22 protein-coding genes and 1 pseudogene are annotated in these 20,813 nt (G+C 62.5%); 5 read left to right on the top strand and 18 right to left on the bottom strand.

All coding sequences use genetic code 11. The features are described 5' to 3' along the window. Position 1 precedes the first annotated feature (1 nt). The 6 genes from C2L65_RS04095 to rpsP form a co-directional block, all read right to left on the bottom strand. Entirely contained in the window at positions 2-940 is a 939-nt protein-coding gene (locus C2L65_RS04095; protein WP_042314525.1) for a CobD/CbiB family protein, read from the bottom strand. A gap of 163 nt (positions 941-1,103) precedes the next feature. Beyond that, the gene (locus C2L65_RS04090) at positions 1,104-1,802 is read right to left on the bottom strand and encodes a CoA pyrophosphatase (RefSeq protein ID WP_042314524.1); all 699 of its coding nucleotides are present in this window, start codon (positions 1,800-1,802) and stop codon (positions 1,104-1,106) included. 94 nt (positions 1,803-1,896) lie between these two features. Next, complete coding sequence (gene rplS / locus C2L65_RS04085) at positions 1,897-2,286, bottom strand: 50S ribosomal protein L19 (protein WP_035990096.1); 390 nt, start codon at positions 2,284-2,286, stop codon at positions 1,897-1,899. 146 nt (positions 2,287-2,432) lie between these two features. Next, entirely contained in the window at positions 2,433-3,200 is a 768-nt protein-coding gene (gene trmD, locus C2L65_RS04080; RefSeq protein WP_042314523.1) for a tRNA (guanosine(37)-N1)-methyltransferase TrmD, read from the bottom strand. A 25-nt stretch (positions 3,201-3,225) separates the two neighbouring features. After that, entirely contained in the window at positions 3,226-3,930 is a 705-nt protein-coding gene (rimM, locus tag C2L65_RS04075; RefSeq protein ID WP_042314522.1) for a ribosome maturation factor RimM, read from the bottom strand. Positions 3,931-4,025: 95 nt separating this feature from the next. After that, complete coding sequence (gene rpsP, locus C2L65_RS04070; protein WP_006476550.1) at positions 4,026-4,280, bottom strand: 30S ribosomal protein S16; 255 nt, start codon at positions 4,278-4,280, stop codon at positions 4,026-4,028. Positions 4,281-4,680: 400 nt separating this feature from the next. On the opposite strand from rpsP, the gene C2L65_RS04065 reads away from it, so the two are divergent. Then, positions 4,681-5,148 (top strand): NINE protein, encoded by a 468-nt coding sequence (locus C2L65_RS04065; RefSeq protein ID WP_042314536.1) that lies wholly within the window; start codon positions 4,681-4,683, stop codon positions 5,146-5,148. An 8-nt stretch (positions 5,149-5,156) separates the two neighbouring features. On the opposite strand, the pseudogene C2L65_RS04060 reads toward C2L65_RS04065, so the two are convergent. Continuing rightward, a pseudogene (locus C2L65_RS04060) lies at positions 5,157-6,301 on the bottom strand (PA0069 family radical SAM protein). A gap of 111 nt (positions 6,302-6,412) precedes the next feature. Then, positions 6,413-6,901, bottom strand: a complete 489-nt coding sequence (locus C2L65_RS04055) for an Lrp/AsnC ligand binding domain-containing protein (RefSeq protein ID WP_042314521.1) — start codon at positions 6,899-6,901, stop codon at positions 6,413-6,415. Positions 6,902-7,067: 166 nt separating this feature from the next. Here C2L65_RS04055 and C2L65_RS04050 point away from each other — a divergent pair, with 166 nt between their 5' ends. Next, positions 7,068-8,354 carry a D-amino acid dehydrogenase gene (locus tag C2L65_RS04050; RefSeq protein WP_042314520.1) on the top strand — a complete coding sequence of 429 codons (1,287 nt, stop codon included), beginning with the start codon at positions 7,068-7,070 and terminating at the stop codon, positions 8,352-8,354. A gap of 87 nt (positions 8,355-8,441) precedes the next feature. Here the strand turns inward: C2L65_RS04050 and C2L65_RS04045 are convergent, their stop codons facing one another. From C2L65_RS04045 to C2L65_RS04020, 6 genes are all read right to left on the bottom strand, one after another. Continuing rightward, positions 8,442-10,232, bottom strand: coding sequence for an acyl-CoA dehydrogenase (locus tag C2L65_RS04045; protein ID WP_042314519.1), 1,791 nt, complete (start codon positions 10,230-10,232; stop codon positions 8,442-8,444). 103 nt (positions 10,233-10,335) lie between these two features. Further along, a complete protein-coding gene (locus C2L65_RS04040; protein WP_042314518.1) occupies positions 10,336-11,271 on the bottom strand; it encodes an electron transfer flavoprotein subunit alpha/FixB family protein in 936 nt (311 codons plus the stop codon). A gap of 26 nt (positions 11,272-11,297) precedes the next feature. Beyond that, positions 11,298-12,047, bottom strand: a complete 750-nt coding sequence (locus C2L65_RS04035) for an electron transfer flavoprotein subunit beta/FixA family protein (protein WP_042314517.1) — start codon at positions 12,045-12,047, stop codon at positions 11,298-11,300. Between the two features lie 244 nt (positions 12,048-12,291). Then, complete coding sequence (locus tag C2L65_RS04030; RefSeq protein ID WP_042314516.1) at positions 12,292-13,092, bottom strand: MetQ/NlpA family ABC transporter substrate-binding protein; 801 nt, start codon at positions 13,090-13,092, stop codon at positions 12,292-12,294. Between the two features lie 29 nt (positions 13,093-13,121). Beyond that, a complete protein-coding gene (locus tag C2L65_RS04025) occupies positions 13,122-13,775 on the bottom strand; it encodes a methionine ABC transporter permease (RefSeq protein WP_042314535.1) in 654 nt (217 codons plus the stop codon). Next, entirely contained in the window at positions 13,765-14,799 is a 1,035-nt protein-coding gene (locus C2L65_RS04020) for a methionine ABC transporter ATP-binding protein (protein WP_042314534.1), read from the bottom strand. Before C2L65_RS04020 ends, C2L65_RS04025 begins: the two co-directional genes overlap by 11 nt. Here C2L65_RS04020 and C2L65_RS45370 point away from each other — a divergent pair. Continuing rightward, positions 14,798-15,037, top strand: coding sequence for a hypothetical protein (locus C2L65_RS45370; protein WP_156132388.1), 240 nt, complete (start codon positions 14,798-14,800; stop codon positions 15,035-15,037). The genes C2L65_RS04020 and C2L65_RS45370 overlap by 2 nt on opposite strands. Further along, positions 15,037-15,912, top strand: a complete 876-nt coding sequence (locus C2L65_RS04015) for an alpha/beta hydrolase (protein ID WP_042314515.1) — start codon at positions 15,037-15,039, stop codon at positions 15,910-15,912. Before C2L65_RS45370 ends, C2L65_RS04015 begins: the two co-directional genes overlap by 1 nt. 6 nt (positions 15,913-15,918) lie before the next feature. On the opposite strand, the gene C2L65_RS04010 is transcribed toward C2L65_RS04015, so the two are convergent. Together C2L65_RS04010 and C2L65_RS04005 are read right to left on the bottom strand one after the other, a co-directional pair. Further along, on the bottom strand, positions 15,919-16,728 hold the full coding sequence (locus C2L65_RS04010; RefSeq protein WP_042314514.1) for an enoyl-CoA hydratase: 810 nt from the start codon (positions 16,726-16,728) through the stop codon (positions 15,919-15,921). Between the two features lie 38 nt (positions 16,729-16,766). Then, positions 16,767-17,690: a histone deacetylase family protein gene (locus tag C2L65_RS04005; RefSeq protein ID WP_042314513.1), complete on the bottom strand. Its 924-nt coding sequence runs from the start codon at positions 17,688-17,690 to the stop codon at positions 16,767-16,769. Positions 17,691-17,896: 206 nt separating this feature from the next. Here C2L65_RS04005 and mltB point away from each other — a divergent pair, with 206 nt between their 5' ends. After that, positions 17,897-19,105, top strand: a complete 1,209-nt coding sequence (gene mltB / locus C2L65_RS04000; RefSeq protein WP_042314512.1) for a lytic murein transglycosylase B — start codon at positions 17,897-17,899, stop codon at positions 19,103-19,105. An 84-nt stretch (positions 19,106-19,189) separates the two neighbouring features. On the opposite strand, the gene cysM is transcribed toward mltB, so the two are convergent. Further along, positions 19,190-20,092, bottom strand: coding sequence for a cysteine synthase CysM (gene cysM / locus C2L65_RS03995; RefSeq protein ID WP_042314511.1), 903 nt, complete (start codon positions 20,090-20,092; stop codon positions 19,190-19,192). 307 nt (positions 20,093-20,399) lie between these two features. Continuing rightward, positions 20,400-20,768, bottom strand: a complete 369-nt coding sequence (locus C2L65_RS03990; protein ID WP_042314510.1) for a ComEA family DNA-binding protein — start codon at positions 20,766-20,768, stop codon at positions 20,400-20,402. Positions 20,769-20,813 lie beyond the last annotated feature (45 nt).

Below are 20,813 nucleotides of genomic sequence, written 5' to 3'. Positions count from 1 at the left end.
TTCAGGCGAGCCAGACAGCGATCGTCAGCATCAGCAACAGGATCATCCATAGGATGACAGCCCGCCACACGAGGCCCACAGCGGATTGCAGCGTGCGCGGCGTGCAGTCGTCGCCGACGGGCATCGGACCACCGTCGCCCGTTGCCAGCGCGTCGAGGCTCGATACTTCGGCGAGCGGGCCCGCGAGACGCGCGCCCAGCGCGCCGCTGCCGGCGGCGAGCAGCACGCCGTCGTTCGGGTCGGGCCATTGACGCGCATGATTGCGCCACGCATAGATCGCGTCTTCGAAGTTGCCGACAATCGCGAAGCCCATCGACGTCAAACGCGACGGAATCCAGTCGATCACGAAGAAAGCGCGTTGCGCGAAGGTAGAGAACGCAGCCGTCCGGTCGTCGACAGGCTTCGACCAGGTGCGCGCCAGATACTCAGCCGTGCGATACAGCACCGCGCCCGCCGGCCCGACTGGAATCAGGAACCAGAAGAACACGCCGAACACATGCCGATGCGATGCGACGACGGCATGAATCAGCGTGTGACGGACGATCTCGCTGACGGGCATGTCGACGGTATCGAGGCCCGTCCATTCATTGAGGATCTCACGCGCGCGCGGCACGTCGTCGTTGTTCAACGACAGATGGATGTCCGTGAAGTAATGGCTGAACTGGCGAAAGCCGAGCGTGAAGTACAGCACCGCGACGTTCCACAGGAACGCGAGCACGAAGTGAATCTCGTACAGCACGAAATAGATCAGGCCGGTGACGAGCGTCCACGGCAGCACGACGACCAGCCATGCGAGGATGCCGTGCTTCTCCTTACCGGCATCGAAGCCGTGCGCCGTCGATTCCGCGTGGTATTGAAGGAGTGCCGACACCGGATTGTTCGGCGACAGCGCGCGCATCTGTTCGATGATGAGGGCCAGCAATACGGAGAAAAAAGTCATGCGAGACGCCGTGCTATTCGAGTTCTTACCGGGCGGTTCTTGCCGGCCGATCCGGTCCGATGAGCGGAATTGGTCACTACGATAGCACAGGGTCGGATGAGGCTGAGCGGCTGCAATACAAACGTAATGCAGCGAGACTGCATGCCGATCGCGCGGCTATGCATCATGCAGCGAGGAAGCGATAGAAATTGCGCAACATGCCCGCCGTTGCGCCCCAGATGAAGTAATCGCCGCCTACTTCGCCGCGCGGATACGGCATTGCAAAAAAACGACGCTCGCCGCCTTCCCAGTTCAGCACACGCACTTCGTGATTCTTCGGGTCCATCAAAAAGCTTAGTGGGACCTCGAAAATTTCCGCGACCTCGAACGTGTCTGCCTGAACCGTGAACGGCGGATGCACGAGACCGACGACGGGCGTCACGCGAAAACCCGTGCCCGTCAGATACTCGGGAAGCGCGCCCAGCACTTCGACGCGCGAAGGATCCAGGCCGACCTCTTCCTGCGCTTCGCGCAAGGCGGTTGCCGTCGTGGTGGCGTCGTGAGGCTCGTGGCGCCCGCCAGGAAAGCTGACCTGCCCCGCGTGATCATTCAGATGCGCGGTGCGCTGCGTGAGCAGCACGGTCAATCCGCCGTCGCGCACGACCAGCGCCACCAGCACGGCGGCGACACGCGGATCGCCGGTTTCGCGCCACCGTACTTCGCGCGTCTCCTGCTCCCACGGCACGTTTTGCTCGAAGCGTGCGCGCAGGGCATCCGGCGTCAGACGCGCGGGCGCGACAGCGGGCAGATCGACATCGGCCGGTTCGACAGGCAAGCTTTCGGGATCAAAGACGGGACGAGAGGGACGGGAAGGCGCGGTCAATGGAAGTCTCGAAACGAGCGCTGGTGGGACACGACGCTATTTTGACCTGGCAAACAAAAAAAGCACCCGTGGAGGGTGCTTTTTCTTACAGCTTTTACTCTTGAGCAGCTGCAGCGCGGTCTTTCGACACCAGCTTTTCTTTGATCCGAGCCGACTTGCCCGAACGTTCGCGCAGGTAGTACAGCTTCGCACGACGCACATCGCCACGACGCTTGACGACGATGCTTGCCAGCAGCGGCGAATACGTCTGGAACGTACGCTCGACGCCTTCGCCCGACGAAATCTTGCGGACGATGAACGACGAGTTGAGGCCACGATTACGCTTCGCGATCACGACGCCTTCGTAAGCCTGAACGCGCTTGCGGTTACCTTCAACCACGTTGACGCTGACGATCACCGTATCGCCAGGAGCGAATTCGGGGATGGTTTTGCCTGCGAGCGCGCGCTCGATTTCTTCCTGCTCGAGTTTTGCAATCAGATTCATTACTGACTCCTGTTGCCATCTTGTCGGCGTTCGTACCTGCCTCGCGCATCGCGCGTTCGGCTACGGCCCCGATAGAGGATGGGTTCACATCTGGAGCCGGCCACGCATGGACGGTTCCGCCTTGATCCCGCTTTGTCGCACGAAGCTCAATGCTTCGACGCTTCCTTGGCGAGATTTGTGAGCCACGCCTCGTCGGCACGGCTCAACAACTTGTTCTTTCTGGCCTGAACGATCAGGTCGGGCCGCTTGACCAGCGTATTGCGCAACGCTTCGCGCCGCCGCCACAACTCGATTTCCGCATGATGGCCGCCGAGCAGCACATCCGGCACACGCACGCCGTCGTATTCCTCGGGACGCGTGTAGTGCGGGCAATCCAGCAAGCCATCGACGAAACTGTCCTGCACCGCCGATTGCGCGTCGTTCAGCACACCCGGCAAATGACGCACGACGGCATCGATCAACGCCATGGCCGGCAACTCGCCACCCGACAGCACGAAGTCGCCGAGGCTGACTTCTTCGTCGACGACGCGATCGATCAGACGTTGATCAATCGCTTCGTAGCGGCCGCACAGCAAAATCAGACCAGGCTCAGCGGCAAAGCGCATGACCTTGTCGTGATTGAGCGTGGTGCCTTGCGGCGACATCATCACGACGCGCGCGCCGCCAATGCCCTGCTCCGCCTGCGCCGCTTTCGCGGCGCCGATCGCATCTTCCAGCGGTTTGGCCAGCATCACCATGCCGGGGCCGCCGCCGTACGGGCGATCGTCGATTGTGCGGTAGTTGTCGGTTGTGAAATCACGCGGATTCCACGTGCGCAACCCATATCGCTCCTGCTTCGCCGCGCGGCTCGTAATACCCCAGTCGGTCAGCGCGCGAAACATGTCAGGAAAGAGCGTAACGATATCGAACTGCATCGCTCTCTCCGTGAAGCGAAATGTTTTAGTAATCGGCTTCCCAGTCGACGATGATCTTCTTCGCCGCCTGATCCACCGTTTTGATGAAGACGCCGACGAACGGGATCAAGCGCTCGCCGGTGACCGGCTCGCCGTCTTTGCCAGTAGCCGGATACTCGATGCGCAACACCGACTGCGCACCGTTGTCGATCAGATCTGCGACCTTGCCGAGTTCGACGCCCGCCTCGTTGACCACATCGAGGCCCAGCAGGTCGACCCAGTAAAATTCGTCGGTTCCGAGCGCAGGGAAATCGCTGCGGCGCACGTAGACGCGATGACCACGCATCGCGAATGCCGCATCCCGGTCGGCCAGGCCGCCGAGTTGCGCAACGATACTGTCGCCGTGAACCTTGGACTGCAGGCGGCGCGCCGACTTGCGCTCGCGGCCCTTCTCGAGCCACCAGCGTTTGGCACTGAGCAAGGCGTCGCCGCCATGACCGGCGTCCGCGTGTGCGGCCACCTTTACCCAACCTTTAAGACCGTATGCATCGACGATTGCGCCGACTTCGACAGCGTCGTCGGGCCAGCTTTCGGACGATTCAGCCTGCATGTCCTGCGCGGCTTCGGCCGTTGCCGCACTCGCCGCAGGTCGTTCGACCGGCTTGCGGACAAACGCGCCAAACGACGCTCGCGCGCCAGGCTGTGTTTTCGCCTTCGCGCGTCCTGAACTATCCGAATCACGCTCCGACATCAGCGAACCTCAAGCCTGCATACGTCAAACCTGCACATTTCGGACTCGCGCAGAACCAATGCCGCACGAGCCGTCGATGTACCGTGAAACTGCACTTAAGCAGCCGGTTGCGCCTTTTGCGCTTCCTTCACCAGACGCTGGACGGTCGGCGACAGTTGCGCGCCAACGCCTTGCCAGTACGTCAGGCGGTCTTGAGCGATACGCAGCGACTCGCCCTTCGTAGCGACCGGGTTGTAGAAACCAACGCGCTCGATGAAGCGGCCGTCACGACGGTTACGCGAATCGGTTGCGACGATGTTGTAGAAAGGGCGCTTCTTCGAGCCGCCACGAGCCAAGCGGATGATGACCATACTGGAATCCTTGAAAACCGGGGTTCGAAACTACTGAAACGTGCGATTATAGCCGGAAACCGAAAGCACAACAAACACTTAGCGGGATAAACTGAGCCGCGGGGCCGTAGCCGAGACTCAACGCCGTGCTTGCCAGCTCCAGATTAGTCCGTACAAGCCGTGTGGAAGCGCCATGCGGCGCTTGCTGACGGCGGTTTTACCTGTTTCTCAGTGTACCGTCGCGCGGATGCCACGCTGCGCCGCCGTTTCCGTGTCACATCCACTTCGCGCCGGACCGCCGCGGAATGCCGGCATAAGTCTCCACAAGTGCCGCGCGCTATGCGGCCAGCGTAGAATGCGCGACGGCTGTGCGCGGGATCCGCAGCCTCAGAAGCAGTCCGTCACCCTGTCGCTCACGCTCATGGCCACCGTCGCTACGCATAACTCGCGCTTTCGCTCCAAGACCCTTACCGCCGCGCTCGCGTTCTTCTTCGGCACGCTCGGCGCCCACCGCTTCTATCTGTACGGTTTGCGCGACGTGTGGGGCTGGGCGCATCTCGTCGGAACGATCATCGGCATTCCTGGCTTCATGCTGCTCGCCGCTACCGAGCGCGCCGCGATCATGGGCTGGGTGCTCGCCTTTCCCGGCGCCGTGTCGATGCTGGCGGCTTTCCTCGCGGCGATCGTCTACGGTCTGCGCCCCGACGAAAAATGGGACGCCCAGTTCAACGCGCACACCGACCAGCAGAGCCGCTCCGGCTGGACCGTGATCTTCGTCGTGATCTTTTCGCTGCTAATCGGCGCATTCCTGCTGATGACGGGACTCGCGCTGTCGTTCCAGACCTACTTCGAATCTCAGGTCGAGGCCGCAAAAACGATCTCGCAATAAGGTTGCACTCAGAAAAGACTCAATTGAGGCGTGTCGGGCGCAGCCGGTTTAAGCGGTTTGAGCAACTCGACACGCTTGAAATGCGACATATCGAGAATGCCGTGATTGCGCGCATTCAAACCAAGCCGCCGCACCGCATTCGCAAAGCGCTGCTTGAGCAGATCAGCCCATAGCCCCTCGCCCTTCATGCGCGTCGAAAACGACGAGTCGTAGTCTTTGCCCCCGCGCATGTCGCGCACGCGGTTCATCACGCGCTCGGCGCGGTCGGGGAAATGCGCTTCCAGCCAGCCCTTGAAGAGCGGCGCAACTTCCCAAGGCAAACGCAACACGATATAGCTCGCGCTCGTCGCGCCCGCTTCGGCGCAAGCCTCCAGCACGCGCTCCATATCCTGATCGGTGACGAACGGAATCACGGGCGCAATGCTCACACCCACCGGTATGCCCGCCTCGCTCAACGCGCGGATCGTCCTGAGCCGCCGCGCGGGCGTGGCGGCGCGCGGCTCCAGCGTGCGGGCGATATCGGCATCGAGCGTCGTGATGGTGATGGCCGCCATCATCAGCCCTTTCTCGGCCATCGGCGCGAGCAGATCGATATCGCGCTCGATCAGCGAGTTCTTGGTGATCGCAGCGAAGGCCTGGTTGTGCTCGCTCATGACCTGGTTACGCGCCGAGTGAGCTGAAGGTCCCGCTCGACGGGCTGCCATGCATCCGTGTTCACGCCGAGTGCGATGGGCTCCGGCACATAGGATTTCTTCGCCATTTCACGCGCGAGCAGTTCCGGCGCGTTGACCTTCGCGTAGATCCGGCTTTCGAAGTCGAGTCCCGGCGACAGGCCAAGATAGCTGTGCGTAGGCCGCGCGAAGCAATAGATACAGCCGTGCTCGCACCCGCGATACGGATTCAGCGACACGCTGAACGGAATATCCGGCGACTGGTTGTGCGTGAGGATGCTTTTCGCGCGCTCCTCGAATATCTGCGTGCGTAACGCGGGACGCCCACTTTCCTCTTCCGACGGCGCGATCCAGCCATCGTCGACGGCCTCGCGCTGGTCCACTTCGTAGCGGCCCTGCAGGTTCGTGACCGCGCCCCGCCCCTTGCGCGGAGCAGGTGGCGCGATTGGAAATTCCGGAATGTCTCGGTCGTAGTCTGTCACGGCACACGGCAAAAGCAACGCTAAATACTGTACAAATATACAGTGTTTACCGCTTTTGTCGAGCGTGACTTTCGGGGCCGGGTCAACCGCCCGCGAGCCTCGCCGTAGGCCTCATTCGCCTACAGCAATGTTCAGCGTTTCCTTGATTTCTTCCATCACGACATAGCTCTTCGACTGCACCGCGCCCGGCAGTTGCAACAGGATGTCGCCGAGCAGCTTCCGGTAGTCCGCCATTTCGCCGATGCGCGCCTTGATCAGATAGTCGAAATCGCCCGACACCAGATGGCATTCGAGCACCTCGGGAATCTTCTGCACTTCGCGCCGGAACTGGTCGAACATGTTGCCGCTCTTGTGATCGAGCGTGATCTCGACGAACACCAGCAGCGCCGCGCCCAACTCTGCCGGATTCACGCGCGCGTGATAGCCCGTGATGACGCCGTCGCGCTCCATGCGTTTTACGCGCTCGATGCACGGCGTCACCGAAAGACCCACCTGTTCGGCCAGTTCCTTCATCGCGATCCGGCCGTCCTGCTGGAGGATTTTCAGGATCTTGTGATCGAGCTTGTCGAGCGCTCGAATCGGTTGACGCTGTGTACGCATGGTTTTTACTGAAAATCTAAAAAATACGATAACAAAACCTACATCGACGCAAATAGTATAGCGGTTAACACTAGGCATTCGGCAAATCACCTCGTCAATCGAACAAAAGCACGAAAAAGCGAGGTTTTCCATCACGCCGCGGCCTTCCGACCTTTATGGAGCAGCTATGCGAGTTGTCGTTCTGGGCAGTGGCGTCGTTGGGGTAACGACCGCCTATTATCTTGCGCGCGCAGGTCATGAAGTCACGGTGATCGATCGCGAAGCGGGTCCTGCGCTCGAAACGAGCTTTGCCAACGCCGGCCAGATTTCGCCAGGATACGCGGCGCCGTGGGCCGCGCCGGGCGTGCCGCTGAAGGCCGTCAAATGGATGTTCCAGAAGCACGCGCCGCTCGCCATCAGGCTCGACGGCACGCAATTCCAGCTTCAATGGATGTGGCAGATGCTGCAGAACTGCACGTCCGCGCGCTATGCCGTCAACAAGGGCCGCATGGTGCGTCTCGCCGAATACAGCCGCGATTGCCTGCAGGCGCTGCGCGCCGAAACGGGCATCCAGTACGAAGGCCGTACGGGCGGCACGCTGCAACTGTTCCGCACGCAACAGCAACTCGATGGCGCGGCGAAGGACATCGCGGTGCTCGAAGAAGCGAACGTGCCGTACGAACTGCTGATGCCGGGCGACCTCGCGCGCGCCGAACCGGCGCTCGCGGCGACGGCGCACAAGCTGACGGGCGGCCTGCGCCTGCCGGGCGACGAAACGGGCGACTGCCAGTTGTTCACGACGCGCCTTGCCGCGCTCGCCAAACAGTTGGGCGTCAAGTTCCGCTACAACACGCCGATCGACGCGCTCGCGATGGAAGGCGAGCGTATCGCCGGCGTGAAATGCGGCAGCGAGATGGTGCGCGCGGACAGCTTCGTCGTCGCACTCGGTTCGTACTCGACGAAGTTCCTGTCGGACATCGTCAAGATTCCCGTGTATCCGCTCAAGGGCTACTCGATCACCGCGCCGATCGTCGATGCAAAATCGGCGCCCGTGTCGACGGTGCTCGACGAGACGTACAAGATCGCGATCACGCGTTTCGACGACCGGATTCGCGTCGGCGGGATGGCGGAGATCGTGGGTTTCGACAAAAAGCTGAAGCAGGCGCGCCGCGAGACACTTGAGATGTGCGTCAACGACCTGTTCCCGGGCGGCGGTGATACGTCGAAAGCGACGTTCTGGACGGGCCTGCGCCCGATGACGCCGGACGGCACGCCGATCGTCGGCCGGACGCCCGTGTCGAACCTGTTCCTGAACACGGGACACGGCACGCTAGGCTGGACGATGTCATGCGGCTCGGGCCAACTGCTCGCCGACCTGATCTCGGGCAAGCGTCCGGCGATCCAGTCGGGCGATCTGTCGGTGCATCGCTATCTCGGCGAAACGACGGGTCAGACGCGTCCGGCTTACGCCTGATTCACGTCTTCCTGATGCAGCAACGGCGCCTCTCGGCGCCGTTGTTTTTTGTGCTTTGGTTTTCTACGCGACGCGCATCGAGCGTCGTCAGAACTGGTCTTCGGACAACGCGAGGATGCCCTCGCCGCCCTTCGCGCTGGTGATCGACGCTTCCAGCGCCACTGCCTGCGGCAGCAGATGTTCCGCGAAGAACTGCGCGGTTGCGATCTTCGCACCGTAGAACGATGGGTCTTGCGCGTGCTTCTCTTGCGCGGCCAGCATCGCGCGCGCCATCTGCCAGCCGCCCAGCACTATGCCTGCGAGCTTCAGATAGGGCACGCTACCTGCGAATACTGCATTCGGATCGCTCTTCGTATTCGCGACGACATACGCTACCGTTGATTGCAATGCGTCATGTCCAAGCGACAAATGCTTTTGCATCGAATCGAACGCTGCGCCCTTATGCTGCTTCAGCGCTTCGACCGTCTGCGCAATCTGCGCAAGCAGCGCTTTTGCGACCGCGCCGCCATCGCGCACCGTCTTGCGACCGACGAGATCGTTCGCCTGGATAGCCGTCGTGCCTTCGTAGATCGGCAGGATGCGCGCGTCGCGATAGTACTGCGCCGCGCCCGTTTCCTCGATGAAGCCCATGCCGCCATGCACCTGCACGCCAAGGCTCGCCACATCCACTGACAGCTCCGTGCTCCAGCCCTTCACGATCGGCACCAGGTATTCATAGATCGCCTGATGTTCCGCGCGCTTCGCTTCGTCGGGGTGGCGGTGCGCGAGATCGCTGTGCGACGCCGCGACGTACGCCAATGCCCGTGAGCCTTCCGTGAGCGCGCGCATCGTCGACAGCATGCGACGCACGTCGGGATGATGAATGATCGATACCGCCTGTTTCGCGGAGCCGTCAACTGGCCGGCTCTGCACGCGGTCCTTCGCGTACGCGACAGCCTTCTGGTACGCGCGATCCGATATGGCCACGCCCTGCATGCCGACCGCAAAACGCGCCGCGTTCATCATGATGAACATGTATTCGAGGCCGCGATTTTCTTCGCCGATCAGATGACCGATTGCGCCACCGTGATCGCCGAACTGAAGAACGGCTGTCGGGCTCGCCTTGATCCCGAGTTTGTGTTCGATCGACACGCAATGCACGTCGTTGCGCTCACCCAGCGAGCCGTCCTCATTGACGAGGAACTTCGGCACGACGAACAGCGAAATGCCCTTCACGCCTTCGGGCGCATCGGGCGTGCGCGCGAGCACGAGGTGGACGATGTTGTCCGCCATGTCGTGCTCGCCCCACGTGATGAAAATCTTCGTGCCGAACAGCTTGAAAGAACCATCGCCCTGCGGCTCGGCACGCGTGCGCACGAGTGCGAGATCGGAGCCGGCTTGCGGCTCGGTGAGGTTCATCGTGCCAGTCCATTCGCCGGAAATCAGCTTCGGCACGTAGGTCTTTTTCTGCTCATCGCTGCCTGCCGTGAGCAGCGCCTCGATCGCGCCATCCGTCAGCAGCGGGCACAGCGCGAACGACAGGTTCGACGCGTTCAGCATCTCGATACACGCCGTCGCGATCAGCTTCGGCAGGCCCTGGCCTTCGTACTCGACGGGATGCTGCACGCCCTGCCAGCCGCCTGCGGCGAACTGGCGGAACGCATCGGCGAAACCGGGCGTCGCCGTGACGTGGCCGTCTTTCCAGCTGCTCGGGTTCCGGTCACCTTCGACGTTCAGCGGCGCCAGCACTTCGCCGCACAGCTTCGCGGATTCTTCGAGCACGGCTTGCGCGGTTTCAGCGTTCGCGTCCTCGAAGCCTGGCAGCGCTGCAATGTCATCCAGTCCGGCCAGTTCCTGCATCGCGAACATCATGTCCTTGATGGGTGCCGTGTAGCTCATGTGTGTCTCCTCCCTGACTCCGATGAAAAAAGAGGCGCTGGATTCAACATCCTCGCGCCTCTTCGCTTTGCTGTCGTGCGCCGTCAGGCGGCGTATTGCGTTATCAGCCGAGTTCTTTCACCAGCTCCGGCACGACGGTGAACAGGTCGCCGACGAGGCCATAATCCGCGACGCTGAAAATCGGCGCTTCTTCGTCCTTGTTGATCGCGACGATAACCTTCGAGTCCTTCATGCCGGCCAAATGCTGGATCGCACCCGAGATGCCGACCGCGATGTACAACTGCGGCGCGACGATCTTGCCGGTTTGACCGACCTGATAGTCGTTCGGCACGTAGCCAGCATCGACCGCTGCGCGCGATGCGCCCATTGCCGCACCGAGCTTGTCAGCCAGCGGCTCCAGCACTTTCGTGTAGTTCTCGCCGCTGCCCAGACCACGGCCACCCGACACGATGACGTGCGCCGACGTCAGTTCCGGACGATCCAGCTTCGTCACCTCACGGCTCACGAACTGCGAGATGCCCGTATCGGCGGCCGCTTCGATCTTCTCGACCGATGCGCTGCCGCCTTCTGCTGCAACGGGATCGAAGCCCGTCGAGCGAACCGTGATGACCTTGATGGGATCTTGAGATTGCACGATCGCGATCGCGTTGCCCGCGTAGATCGGGCGCTCGAACGTATCGGCCGAATCAACAGCCGTGATGTCGCTGATCTGCGCGACGTCGAGCTTCGCGGCGATACGCGGGGCGATGTTCTTGCCGTAGGCCGTAGCCGGCGCGAGGATGTGCGAATAGTCCTTCGCGATATTCAGCACCGTCGCCTCGACGTTTTCCGCGAGGCCTGCGGCCAGTTGCGGCGCATCGGCGAGCAGCACCTTCGCCACGCCCGCCACCTTCGCAGCCGCATCAGCCGCGCCTTGCGCGTTGTGACCCGCCACCAGCACATGAACGTCGCCACCGATCTTCTGCGCGGCAGCAACCGTATTGAGCGTCGCTGCCTTCAGCGCCGCGTTGTCGTGTTCAGCAATTACCAGAATCGTCATTTCATTTGTCTCCGCGTGTCCGTCGATCAAAGCACTTTGGCTTCGGTCTTCAGCTTCTCGACCAGCGTCTTCACATCGGCCACCTTCACACCAGCCGAGCGCTTCGGCGGCTCGCTGACCTTCAGCGTCTTCAGACGCGGCGTGACATCGACGCCCAGGTCTTCGGGCTTCACGACTTCCAGCGGCTTCTTCTTCGCCTTCATGATATTCGGCAGCGTCACGTAGCGCGGCTCGTTCAGGCGCAGATCGGTCGTGATGACTGCGGGCAACGTCAGCGACAGCGTTTCCGCGCCGCCATCGACTTCACGCGACACCGTCGCCTTGCCATCCGCCACGACAACTTTCGATGCAAACGTCGCCTGCGGCAAATTGGCCAGCGCAGCGAGCATCTGACCCGTCTGGTTCGAATCGTCGTCGATGGCCTGCTTGCCGAGAATCACCAACTGCGGCTGTTCCTTGTCGACCAGCGCCTTCAGCAGTTTCGCCACGGCCAGCGGTTGCAGGTCTTCACCCGATTCGATCAGGATCGCGCGGTCCGCGCCGATCGCCAGCGCCGTGCGCAGCGTTTCCTGACATTGCGTCACGCCTGCCGACACGGCGATCACTTCCGTCGCCACGCCCGCTTCGCGCAGACGCACGGCTTCTTCGACAGCGATTTCGTCGAACGGATTCATCGACATCTTTACATTCGCAATGTCGACGCCTGTGTTGTCCGACTTCACGCGGACCTTCACGTTGTAGTCAACCACTCTCTTGACTGGCACCAGGATTTTCATGCACACGCTCCAAAGTTACGAATACGTCAACCCGACGGACATTATAGCGACAGCGTCTGCGGCAGCCGCTCCGGGATTGCTTGGTGTTGAGGATATCGCTCCCCGACGGGATGACGGAAATAGCGAACGGTCGTGCTATTCTATATCTAAAAAAACCCGGACGCCAAGCCCGGGTTCCTACCGATTCTTCAGACAAAGCGGTCCGGCGCGCCATCCATCACACATAACGCGGCGCCACGCCGGATCACCAGGACGCGATCACCGCGCCGCCAAACTTGCTTTCGATGAACTGCTTCACTTCCGGCGAGTGGTAAGCCGCGATCAGCTTCGCCACCCACGGCTTGTTGCGGTCCGCCTCGCGGATCGCGATGACATTCACGTACGGACCCTTCGGATCTTCGATCGCGATGGCGTCCTGCTTCGGCTTCAGACCGGCTTCCATCGCGAAGTTCGTGTTGATCGCGGCGGCATCGACGTCGCCGAGCGAGCGCGGAATCTGCGCGGCATCGAGTTCGACGATCTTCAGCTTCTTCGGGTTCTCGACGATATCGAGCGGTGTCGCCTTCAGGCCCGCGTCGGCGCGCAGCTTGATCAAGCCCTGCTTCTGCAGCAACAGCAGCGCGCGGCCACCGTTGGTCGGATCGTTCGGCACGGCGATCTTCGCGCCCGCCGGCAGTTCGGCCAGCGTCTTCACCTTCTTCGAATAGATGCCCATCGGGTAGGTCACGGTATCGGCGATCTTGATCAGCTTATAGCCGCGATCCTTCACCTGCGCCTGCAGATACGGGTCGTGCTGATAGCTGTTCGCGTCGAGGTCACCGCCCGCGAGTGCCGCATTCGGCTGCACGTAATCCGAGAACTCGATGACCTTGATGTTCAGGCCGTTCTTCGCGGCGACCGTCTTCACGACGTCCATGATTTGCGCGTGCGGGCCACCCGTCACGCCGACCTTGATCGATTCGTCGGCGAATGCAAGCGATGAAGCGCCGATGAGCGACGCCACGCCCAACACGGCCGCGGCCTTCAGAATGAAACGACGTTGCATGACCAAACCTTTGTCTTTTTGAAAGTTGTTTATTTGTGGCTCAAACGACGCACGAGCCAATCCCCGAACGACTGCACCAGTTGCACGAAGACGATCAGGATCACGACGACCGTCACCATCACTTCCGGCAGAAAACGTTGATACCCGTAGCGGATGCCAAGGTCGCCCAGACCGCCGCCGCCAATCGCGCCCGCCATCGCCGAATAACCGACCAGCGAGACAAACGTGATCGTCAGACCCGCGATGATGCCCGGCAGCGACTCCGGCAACAGCACCTTGAACACGATCTGCGAGGTGGTCGCGCCCATTGCCTGCGCAGCCTCGATCAGCCCGCGATCGACTTCACGCAGCGCCGTCTCGACGAGCCGCGCGATGAACGGCGCGGCGGCGATCGTCAGCGGCACGACAGCCGCCGCCGTACCGATCGACGAACCGACGACCAGCCGCGTAAACGGAATCACCGCGACGAGCAGAATGATGAACGGCGTCGAGCGCACGGCATTGACGACCACGCCCATCACGCGATTGGCGGCGATGTTCTGCAGCACGCCCTGGCGGTCGGTCAGATAGAGCAGCACGCCGAGCGGCAGGCCGACGGCCGCGCCGATCAGTCCCGAGATGCCGACCATGATCAGCGTCTCCCAGAACGACTGCACGAACATATCGAACATTTCACTCAACATACGACAACTCCTCGACCACCACGCCCTGTTCGCGCAGATACGTCAGCGCCTGCGCCACCTTCGTCGGCTCGCCGCCTGCGAGGACCGCGAGCGAGCCGAACGCCTGCCCCTGGATCTCGTCGATCTGGCCGTGCAGGATGTTGAAGTCCAGTTCGTAGCGGCGGATCGTCTCCGAAAGAATCGGCTGATCGACGCCCGAACCCGTGAACGCGAGCCGCAGCAAATGGCCGCTGCCCGTCTTCAGACGCTCGGCGACGCGCGCCTTCATCGCAGGCGGCAACTCCTGGGCGATCACGTCGCCGATCAGCGCGCGCGTGACTTCGTGGTGCGGTTGCAGGAACACGTCGATGACCTTGCCCTCTTCGACCACGCGGCCGTTGTCGAGCACCGCGACGCGGTCGCACACCTGCTTGATGACTTCCATCTGGTGCGTAATCAGCACGATGGTCAGCTTCAATTCGCGATTGATGCGCTTGAGCAGATCGAGAATCGCGCGCGTCGTTTCGGGGTCGAGCGCGGACGTGGCTTCGTCGGAGAGCAGGACCTTTGGCTTGCTCGCGAGCGCGCGGGCAATGCCGACGCGCTGCTTCTGCCCGCCGCTGATCTGCGACGGATAGCGATCCTTCTGCGCCGACAAGCCGACCAGATCAAGGAGCGGCAGCACATGCGCCTCGATTTCCGCGCGCTTCATGCCAGCCAGTTCGAGCGGCAGCGCGACGTTGTCGTACACCGTGCGTGACGACAGCAAATTGAAGTGCTGGAAGATCATGCCGATCTCGCGGCGCGCCTCGCGCAGCTGCGCGGCGGGCATGGTCGTGAGATCGCGGTCGTCGATGACGACATTGCCTTCTGTCGGGCGCGTCAGCAGGTTGATCGTGCGGACCAGAGTGCTCTTGCCCGCGCCGCTGCGTCCGATGATGCCGAACACCTCACCGCGAGGAATCGACAGGTTGACGTTGTGCAGCGCTTCGATCCAGCCCCGTGGCCCCGGAAAACGCTGCGATAGGTTGCGTAGTTCGATCATGAAAAACGAAACGGCGGACTTGCCATCGAGCGTGTACGCCCCGGGCACCGGCCGCCGTGACTTTTATTGGGATTTGAGCCGGCAATTTTACCGCAGTCGTGTCATATCCTTTAATAATCAATTCGTCATCTTTCATAACACAGTGGAATTAGAGGATGGCTCCGTTTCATCGGGTGCGAACGGTCATGCGCATGCCGCTATGATCGAGCGCAACCTAAAAACATCGGACGAATGCTAATGGAGACCTCCCAAGCCGCCGCTTCCGCCGCGCGGAACCCTGAACGCACGGTGACCCTCACGCGCGACGGCCTCGAACTGCCGCTCTATCGCTGGCGCGCGGCGGGGCTGCGCTGCGCGACGGTCGCGCTGATCCACGGTCTCGCCGAACATGCGGGACGGTACGCGTCGCTCGCGCAGGCACTCAATGCGAATGGGATCGAACTGATCGCTATCGATCTGCGCGGCCATGGCGATGCGCCGGGACGGCGCGCGTGGATCGAACGCTTCGACGAGTATCTGCTCGATGCCGACGCACTCGTCACCGAGGCCGCCCGCAACGACGGCCCGCTGTTCCTGATGGGCCACAGCATGGGTGGCGCAATCGCGGCGCTATACGCGATCGAAAAGCCGGCGGCGCAACGACGCCATTTGAACGGACTGATTCTGTCCAGCCCCGCGCTCGCGCCGGGTCGCGACGTGCCGCGCTGGATGCTGGCGCTGAGCCAGAAGATCAGCCGCGCGTGGCCCAGCTTCCCGGCGATGAAAATCGACGCAGCGCTGCTGTCGCGCGACCCGAGCGTGGTCGATGCGAACCGCAACGATCCCCTCGTGCATCACGGCGCGATTCCCGCGCGCACGGGCGCCGAACTGCTGCTCGCGATGCAGCGCATCGAACGCGGACGCGTGGGCCTGCGCACGCCGCTTCTGATCTGGCACGGCACGGCCGACAAACTCACCGAGCCCAACGGCAGCCGAGACTTCGGCGCGCATGCCGGTTCGCCCGACAAGACGCTGACGCTCTACGAAGGCAGCTATCACGAGACGATGAACGATCTCGACCGCGAGCGCGTGATCGGCGCGCTCATCGCGTGGATTTTGAAGCGGTCGGAATAAGCTGGCCTAACGGCCCGACGTGTGCGGCCAGTTGGGCGGCCGTTTGTCGATGAACGCCTGCACGCCTTCGAGCGCCGACTCGTCCATCATGTTGCAGGCCATCGTCTGCCCGGCCAGTTGATACGCGGCTTCGATGCCCATCTCGAGCTGCCGGTAGAACAGCCCCTTGCCCGCTTCGACCGCCGCGCGCGGCTTCGCGCAAATGCTCTTCGCGAGCGCGGCGACTTCGGCATCGAGCATGTCGAGCGGCACCACGCGATTCACGAGGCCTTGCTGCTTCGCTGCCATCGCGTCGATGAAGTCGCCCGTCAGCAGCATTTCGAGCGCGGCCTTACGCGACAGATTGCGCGACAGCGGCACCGACGGCGTCGCGCAAAACAGCCCGAGATTGACGCCCGACACGGCGAAGCGCGCAGTATCCGCCGCGATGGCGAGATCGCACATCGCGACGAGCTGACAGCCCGCCGCCGTCGCCGTGCCATGCACGCGTGCGATCACCGGCTGCGGCAGGCGCTGGATCGACAGCATCATCTTCGTGCAGCGCGCGAACAGCGACTGGTAATAGTCGAGCGACGGCGCCGCGCGCATTTCCTTCAGATCGTGCCCGGCGCAAAACGCGCGGCCCGCGCCCGCGATCACGACGACGCGCGCGTCGCTCTTTGCGATATCGGCGAGATGGGTCTGCATGCCGTCGAGCAGCGCCTCGGAAAGCGCGTTGAACGCATCCGGACGGTTCAGCGTGAGACGCACGACGCCGCGCAGGTCATAAGCGTCTTGCGTGACTTCGATCAGTGGAGCCGCTGCGTCTGCACTCATGATGTGATGGCCTCTCTTCCGATGCGCGCCGCCCGTCTTCAGATCTCGGCAAGCGCCCGCACGTGCGCGACGACGCTGCGTCCGAGCGCCGACAGGTTGTAGCCGCCTTCCAGACAGCTGACGATGCGCCCTTTCGCGTGCTTCGCAGCGACCTGACGGATCTGCTCCGTGATCCACGCGTAATCGTCCTCGACGAGCGCCATATTGCCGAGATCGTCTTCACGGTGCGCGTCGAAACCCGCCGATACGAACAGCATCTGCGGCTTGAATGCGTCGAGACGCGGCAGCCAGATCATGTCGACGGCCTCGCGCACGACCATGCCCTTCGAGCGCGCGGCGATCGGCACATTGCACATGTTCGGCGACTGATTGTCGGCGCCCGTGAACGGGTAAAACGGATGCTGGAAGATGCTGCACATCAGCACGCGCGGGTCGTTGGAAAAAGCGGCCTCGGTGCCGTTGCCGTGATGCACGTCGAAATCGATGATCGCGACGCGTTCGAGGCCATGCACTTCGAGCGCGTGCCGCGCGGCAATCGCGACGTTGTTGAAAAAGCAGAAGCCCATCGCGCGCGCCGGTTCCGCGTGATGGCCAGGCGGCCGCACGCTGCAAAACGCATTGTCGTAACGGCCTTCGATCACGGCATCCGTCGCCGCGACAGCCGCGCCCGCTGCGCGCAACGCGGCGTTCCACGTATGCGGGTTCATCGACGTGTCGGGATCGATTTCCGCGTAGCCCTCGCTCGGCGCGCGCTCGCGGAGGTAGTCAACGTGTGCCTTCGTATGCACGCGCAACAGCGCGGCTTCGTCGGCAAGCGGTGCGGACTCGCGCTCGATCAGCTCGCCGATGCGGCTCGCGATCAGTTGGTCTTCGATTGCCTGCAGCCGGGCGGGGCATTCGGGATGCCATTGACCCATCTCATGTTGCAGACAGTCTGGGTGTGAAAAGAAACCGGTTGCCATGTGTTGATTTCGGGCAGCGCGCCTCGCGAAGTGCGAAAGCGCATTGCATGTCTCCGTCCATTGACGCAAGCAGGTTGCGCGAATACTACGAAGTTACCACACGATGCGCCGAGACCGTGATGCCGCAACGCTTCTGCACAGTTTCGCGAACCCCGTCGGGTATACTGCCCCGTAACTTTTTTTGCCCGCCCACATCCCAGTTCACCATGACCGTCAAGCTTGCTCCGTCCGCACCATTTCGGCTACGCGCAACGACTGTAGCCGCCGCACTGTCCATCGCATGGTGCGCGTTCGCGGGAGTCGGCCCGGCTTCGGCGCAGACTGTCAGCAAGCCGCGCGTGCAGCTCGCGCAGGCGCAGCCCGAGCAACCGGCGCAAGGACAGACGTTCGAAGAAGAGATCGTGCCGCAGCGCTACGCGAACAACGCCGATGTCGATTCGTTCATCAACGACATGGCCGCGCGTCAGGGCTTCGATCCGGCGGCACTGCACGCGCTGTTCGCGCGCGTCAGCTATTCGGCGACTGCCGTGAAGCTCGTGACGCCGTCGCCGACGCCGTCGGTCAAGAACTGGCGCGTGTATCAGGGGCGCTTTCTCGATCCGGTACGCATCAACGCGGGCGTGAAATTCTGGCGCGCGAATCAGGCGACGCTGCAACGCGCGTACGAGCAATATGGCGTGCCGCCCGAAGTGATCGTCGGGATTATCGGCGTCGAGACGATCTATGGGCGCTACATGGGCAACTTCCGCGTGCTCGACGCGCTGACCACGCTCTCGTTCGATTACCCGAACACGCCGAATCGCGCGGACCGGATGATGACGTTCCGCAAGAATCTCGAAGACTACCTGGTGTGGACGCGCGATTCTCAAATCGATCCGACTACCGTGCTCGGTTCGTACACGGGCGCGATCGGCATTCCGCAGTTTCTGCCGAGCAGCATCGTCCAGTACGCGGTCGATTACGACGGCAACAAGCGGATCGATCTGCGCACGAGCCAAGCCGATGCGATCGGCAGCGTCGCGAATTATCTGAACAAGAATGGCTGGGAAACGGGCCGCCCCGTCGTGTGGAATATCGCCACCGATACGGGCAGCCTCGGCATCGCGCAAGCGGCCGCGACGGGCGCGCCGGAGCCGCGCTGGTCGCTGCAGCAACTGCTGAAGGCGGGCATGCTGATGAACGAGCCGGGCCTCGATACGCGCACGGAAGCGGGCACGCCCGTTACCGTGGTCGATCTGCCTTCGCCAGGCCGGCCGACGGAATACACGCTGGGCCTGAAGAACTTCTACGTGCTCACGCGCTATAACCGCAGCTTTTTCTATGCGCTGGCCGTGTATCAGCTCGGCGAGCGCGTGAAGGCGCAGATGGCCGCGACGGAAGCCGGCAATGCGTCGACGCCCGCAGAGTCGCAATAGTCGCGCACGTTTTCAATCCATGCGAAAACGCCGGCTTCCGCCGGCGTTTTCTTTTGCGGACATCGCCGCACGCGGCGAGTCGCGTCAGGCAGGGAACACACCCGTCGACAGATAACGGTCGCCGCGATCGCAGACGATGAACACGATCGTCGCGTTCTCGACCTGGCGCGCGATGCGCAGCGCCACTTCGCACGCGCCCGCCGACGAAATACCGCAGAACACGCCTTCGACAGCCGCCATCCGGCGCGCCATCGCCTCCGACGCCGCCTGGCTCACGTTCTCGACGCGATCGACGCGGCTACGGTCGAAAATTTTCGGCAGATACGCTTCCGGCCATTTGCGGATGCCCGGAATGCGCGAGCCCTCTTCCGGCTGCGCACCGATAATTTCGATTCCCGGATTCTGTTCTTTCAGATACTGCGACACGCCCATGATCGTGCCCGTCGTGCCCATCGCCGACACGAAGTGCGTGATGCGGCCTTCCGTGTCGCGCCAGATTTCGGGGCCCGTCGCTTCGTAGTGCGCGAGCGGATTGTCCGGATTGGCGAACTGGTCGAGGATGATGCCCTTGCCTTCGCGCTGCATCTGCTCGGCGAGATCGCGCGCGTACTCCATGCCGCCCGTGACGGGCGTCAGCAGGATCTGCGCGCCATATGCGGCCATGCTCTGACGACGCTCCAGCGACAGGTCCTCGGGCATGATCAGGATCATCTTGTAGCCCTTGATCGCCGCCGCCATCGCGAGCGCGATGCCCGTGTTGCCGCTCGTCGCTTCGACCAGCGTGTCGCCCGGCTTGATGCGTCCGCGCTGCTCCGCTTTCTTGATCATCGAAAGCGCCGGGCGGTCTTTCACCGAACCGGCCGGATTGTTGCCCTCCAGCTTGCCCAGCACGACGTTGTTGCGGGCGCGGATGTCGTCGTCCACGAGACGGACGAGCTGAATGAGGGGCGTATTGCCGATCGTGTCTTCAATCGTTTTGTAAGCCATATCGGTGCGTGCTGTGACGGTGCGCGAAGTCTTGAATCTATCGATTCTAAACTACCGGGCGTCGTGCTGCCGGCAGCCCCTGATGCGCGCATGGATGCCATCGGGCCGCTTTGTCGTCTTGCGAGGCGCCCGCAGAAACGCAAAAAACCGCGGCAGGCTGGATCTGCCGCGGGAGCCAGTCATCTGAATGACGGCTGAAGGGAGGTTTGTGGCAACCCCGCCCATGAAGAGTCGAAGCTCAGAACGAACGCCCTCCGCACGCGGAGACCCGCATCGGGCGCCCGCTTAATGCGGTCAGATCAATAGGCTACTTCTTGACCACCACTGCCGTGTCGTTCTTCGCAGCGGGCGCGGCTTTCGTGTTCGGCCCCGCAGCCTGTGCGCCAGCAGCAGCGACAGCCGTCGCACCAGCGCCCGACGTGCCGACAGCGAGGCCCTCAGCCTGCAGACGCTCGACGGTATGACCGCCCAGACCCTTGACCCGCTTGCTGAGATCCGCCGCGTCCTTGAACGGACCGTGCGCCGCGCGTTCGTCGAGAATGGCCTTGGCCTTCGCGGGACCAATGCCCTTGATGCCGCGCAGCGCGGATTCGTTAGCCGAATTGACGTCGACCGACGCAAACGCCTGGCCGAAAGCGGCGAGCATGGCCGCCGTAACGAGGATTTTTTTGAACATGTGGAATCTCCCTGAAACACCGGCTGGTGACGATCACCAACCGGG

The sequence above is a fragment of the Paraburkholderia terrae genome (assembly GCF_002902925.1).
Taxonomy (GTDB): domain Bacteria; phylum Pseudomonadota; class Gammaproteobacteria; order Burkholderiales; family Burkholderiaceae; genus Paraburkholderia; species Paraburkholderia terrae.
This window is presented reverse-complemented; position numbering and strand designations above follow the sequence as displayed.